The 4242-nt window shown below is 72.7% G+C and carries 1 protein-coding gene; it reads right to left on the reverse strand.

Annotated features, from left to right (window positions below; genetic code table 11):
* The coding region (locus ACTHMS_RS21885; protein WP_440308776.1) for an Ig-like domain-containing protein at positions 1-4224 on the reverse strand (4224 nt) is incomplete at its 3' end.
* Positions 4225-4242: the final 18 nt, after the last annotated feature.

The raw sequence follows: 4242 nt of genomic DNA on the forward strand, positions 1-4242 counted from the left end.
AGGTCCCCGCCCCCGCCCGAGACATTTTAGATAACATCGGGGGCTGACCCCGGGGCGGGCCGCAGCCGGGGCCGAGGGGCGCTGGGGTAAGTCGGTGCGCACCGACGCGATGCCCACCGTGGACCCCGCGCCCGTCGCCGTCCCGAGCACGGTCAGGCGCAGCGTGTGCACCGTGTCGGCCAGCGTCCGTGACGACCACAGCATCGCCGTGGGCTGGGCGGTGGTCGCCCGCTCGTCGATCGTCGCGACCCGCACCCCGTCGAGGGTGATCGCGACCTTCCCGGCCGACGGCGAGCGCAGGCCGTAGACGTACAGGGTGGTGCCCCGCAGCGTCGCGGCGAACGTCGGGCCGCCCCCGTTGTCGCCTCGGGTGGCGAACGGCGTCCAGTCGTCGCCCTGCCCGGTGCGGGCGAACGACTCGGCCGCCGTGCGCTCCTCGTGCAGCGTGCTGCCGACCTGCAGGGCGTCGACGGCCACGGCGGTGCCGCTCGAGCCGGGCGGCCGCACGCCGACGACCTGCACGCGCACGGTGTGGGTGCCGTTCGCGAGGCCGCGCACCGTCCAGACCGCCTGGCGGTACCGGGTGGTCGGCGCGAAGAACGAGACCCGGGTGCGGCGGGTGCCGTCGACGGTGACGTCGGCGTACCCACCGTCCGGGCGTCGGACGCCCAGCAACGACGCGGCAGTGCCCGCGAACGTGAAGCCCGCGGCGGCGCCCGCGCTGTCGGCGATGTCGAAGGCCGACCCGCTCGCGCCGGCGGCGACGTCGTGGTCCCACCGCTCGACCAGGGCGGGCGACCCGACCGACACCTGCGTGTCGGCCCGGAAGCCGGCCGTCCACGCGACCAGCGGATTGCCGTTGCGGTCGGTGATCCCCGACGTCGCCCGCAGCGTGTAGTGCTGACCCGGTGTCAGCGGGCCGAGCGGCGTCAGCACCGAGGTGCTACCGGTGCCGCTGACCTTGGCCGGCACGACGGTCGGACCGGCGGCCAGCGTCAGCGTCGTGCCCGACACGTGCAGCACGGGCTCGCTGAAGGTGACCGGGAACGACGACCGGATCGGCACGCTGGTGGCCTTCACGGTCGACGTGACCCGCGGGGCGGTGGTGTCGAGCGTGAACGAGCGCGCCGACGAGGTGGCGAGGACGTTGTTGGCGCCGTCGAGCACCTGCACCCGCCAGTACCAGGTGCCGTCGTTCACGGTGTTCACCGGCGCCCAGGCATGGTTCACCGTCGTCGCCGAGGTGGGCGCGCCGAACCCGGAGCTGTTGCTCAGCTGCCAGCGGTACTGCGCGATCTTCTGGGCCGACGAGGGCTGCCAGACGAAGACGAGGTCCGCGCCGGACAGGGCCGCGCCCTCGACCGGCCCGAGCAGGGTCGGCGCATCCGCTTGCAGCCGGAACAGCCCGCCCGAGGACCACTGACCCGGCTGGCCGCCGCCGTCGACCCGGCGCACCCGCCAGGTGTAGAGGCCGCTGGGCAGCCCCTGCACCGGCGCCCAGCTCGTGTACGCGGTCACCTGGCTCGCCACCCGGTTGGCGCTCGAGTAGCTCGTGTCCCCGTTCTGGTACAGCTCGACGGTGTAGGTCGCGGCGTCCGCGAGCGGCTGCCACTGCAGGGTCGGCAGACCGGTCTCGACCGTGCCGCCGACAGGGTCAGTGGGCGTCGGTGCCGGCGACTGCTTGAGCAGCTGCTGCGGCGCGCTCCAGGTCAGGTGGTTGCCCGACCCGTCGACGGCCTGCACCCGCCAGTAGATCGGCCCCTCGGGGTAGGTCTTCGACCCTGCCGTGTAGGTGGTCTGGTCCACCGTCGCCGTGTCGAGCGTCGTCGAGAAGTCCTGCTTGGTCGACACCTGCACGACGTACTGCTCGGCCTCCTGCTGGGCGCCCACCGCCACATCCGTGTCGAGGTAGTCGTCCCAGGTGAAGGTCACCTGGTCGGCGACCGGCGAGCTGCCAGTGGCGGGCGACAGCCCGGTGACCGGAGCCGAGAACTTCTGGAACTTGGCGGCGTTCTGCTGGGCGACGTCGTTCTGGGGCGACGGGCCGCACCTGGTGGCGGTCGAGTCGATGCAGGGCCGGACGAACCAGTAGTACGACTGCCCGGCCTGGTTGTCGACGAGCGACTCGCGTGGCGTGAACGAGGTGTACGCGGTGCCCCACTGGCGCACGACGTTGGTGAAGTGCGGGTCGAGGGCGGCCGAGACGATGTACCAGCCGGCCTCGTCGACCCGCTTCCAGCTGAACGTCGGGGTGTCGCTGCACGGATCGGGTGCGACACACGTCGGCGTCAGGTAGTCCGACGGGGCGAGGGTGGCGCTCGGCTGGATGTCGAGCACGGTGAACGTCGACGACGCGCTCGGTGCCGTCACCGTCGAGTTGTGCGGCACGACGTACCACGTGTAGGTGCCGGGCGGCAGGGGGACGCCGGTGGAGGTGAACGAGGCGTAGGGCAGGCCGGACGCGAGCACCTGGTCGAACCCGTTGATCGACGCGTGCACGTCGTAGGTCACCGGGCTGGTGCCGGAGACCGCCGGCACCGCCGTCCAGGCCATGTCGGGCATGCGGTCCGACGCCGCGCCGGCGGCCGGCGAGGTGATCGAGACCGCGGACGCGGTGCCTGCGGCGGGGGTGCTGAAGCTCGGCCAGCCGATGGCCGGGGCGGCGCTGACGTCGCCGTTGCCGAAGACCGCGCGGACGCTCCAGCCGTAGACGCCGGCGGGCGTGAGGCGCGTCAGCGGTGACCAGCTCGTGCCGTAGGTCGTGATGGGTGAGGTGAGGCTGCCGTCCGGTCGCTGCAGCACGACCTGGTACTTCTCGGCACCCGGCACCGACGACCACTGCAGGCCGGCGCCGAGCTCGGGCGCGGGCGTCACGGCGTCCGGGTACAGCGGCGTCGGGCCCGTCGGCGTCGGCATGGGCGGGTCGAGGACGAACTGCCACGTGGCGCCGGTGGCCGCGTCCGACCAGACGCCGAGCACCTCACCCGGGTCGTCGATGCCCCGCACGTGCCAGTAGTAGGCGACGCCGGTCGACAGCTTGTCGATGCCGCACGAGCCCTCGCTCGACGGCGCCTTGCGCACGTACGGCTGGAACGCGGTGTGGTTGGTGTAGCACTGCGCGCTCAGGCCCGGCGAGAAGTTCGGGTCGGTGCTGATCTCGATCTCGTAGCTCGACGCATGGTGCACGGGCGTCCAGCTGAGTCCGAGATCGCCGTTGACGTGCGGGATCGGCCCGCCGGGACTCCACACGGGCGTGAGCAGCGTCGGCCGCTCGGGCACGCCCTGCGCGACCCACGCCCGGGTGAAGGTGCCCGTGTCCGACCAGGCGCCGGTGTCACCGGCCGCGTCGACGGCCTGCACGCGCCAGAAGTAGGTGCCGTTGTCCAGCGTCGTCGGCGGCGAGTACTGCGTCGAGGTGAGCTTCTCGACGTGCAGCACGGGGTTGTTCGCGAAGGCGATGTTGGGGCTGACGTCGAGGGTGTAGGTGGCCGCGCCGGGCACCGTGCTCCAGTGGAACACCGTGTCGGCGACCGTCTGGCCCTGGGTCGGCGTCAGTAACGAGGGCTGCGACGCCCAGCCGATCGAGTAGCTGCGCGGGCTCGTCGTCGGGGTCGACTGCCCGCTCACCAGCACCGCCGACACGCGCCACCAGTACGTCTGGCCGAAGGTCTGCGGCGTGGTCAGGGTGAACGACGTGTTCGCCGTCTTGTAGGTCGTCGGGTTGACGAAGTCGGCGGCGTCGTCGACCTCGAGCAGGTAGCTCTTGACGCCGTCGACCGCCGTCCAGCTGAACACCGGCGGGTCGTCCGGGAACGTCTTCTGGTCGCCGTCCTGGGGCGTGAGCGGCGTCGGCGCGTCCGCGGCGACGGTGACGATCGAGCGGGTGGCGCTGGCCGGGCCGGCATTGTTCGACAGGTCGGTGGCGCGCACGTGCCAGTACAGCGTGCCAGCGGGCAGCTGGGTGGCCGGGACCGCGCTGCGGCCGGCCGTGTGCAGGTCGTAGACGATGCTGCCGAAGCTCGGGTCGGTGGCGATCTGCACCTCGTACCCGACCGCACCCGCCACGGCGCCCCAGCGCAGCAGCGAGTCGGGCCCGAAGGCGGCGCCGTCGGCCGGCGCCGTCAGTGCCGGGGCGACCGTCGGCGTCGTGGCCGACGCGGGCACCGCCGGGGCGGCCAGCAGCGACGCCGGCAAGGCGCCGGCCAGCGCGAGGGCAGCGATCAACCTCCGGAGACGCACCCG

It is taken from the genome of Jatrophihabitans sp. (assembly GCF_051960575.1).
GTDB lineage: Bacteria > Actinomycetota > Actinomycetes > Mycobacteriales > Jatrophihabitantaceae > JBQCEE01.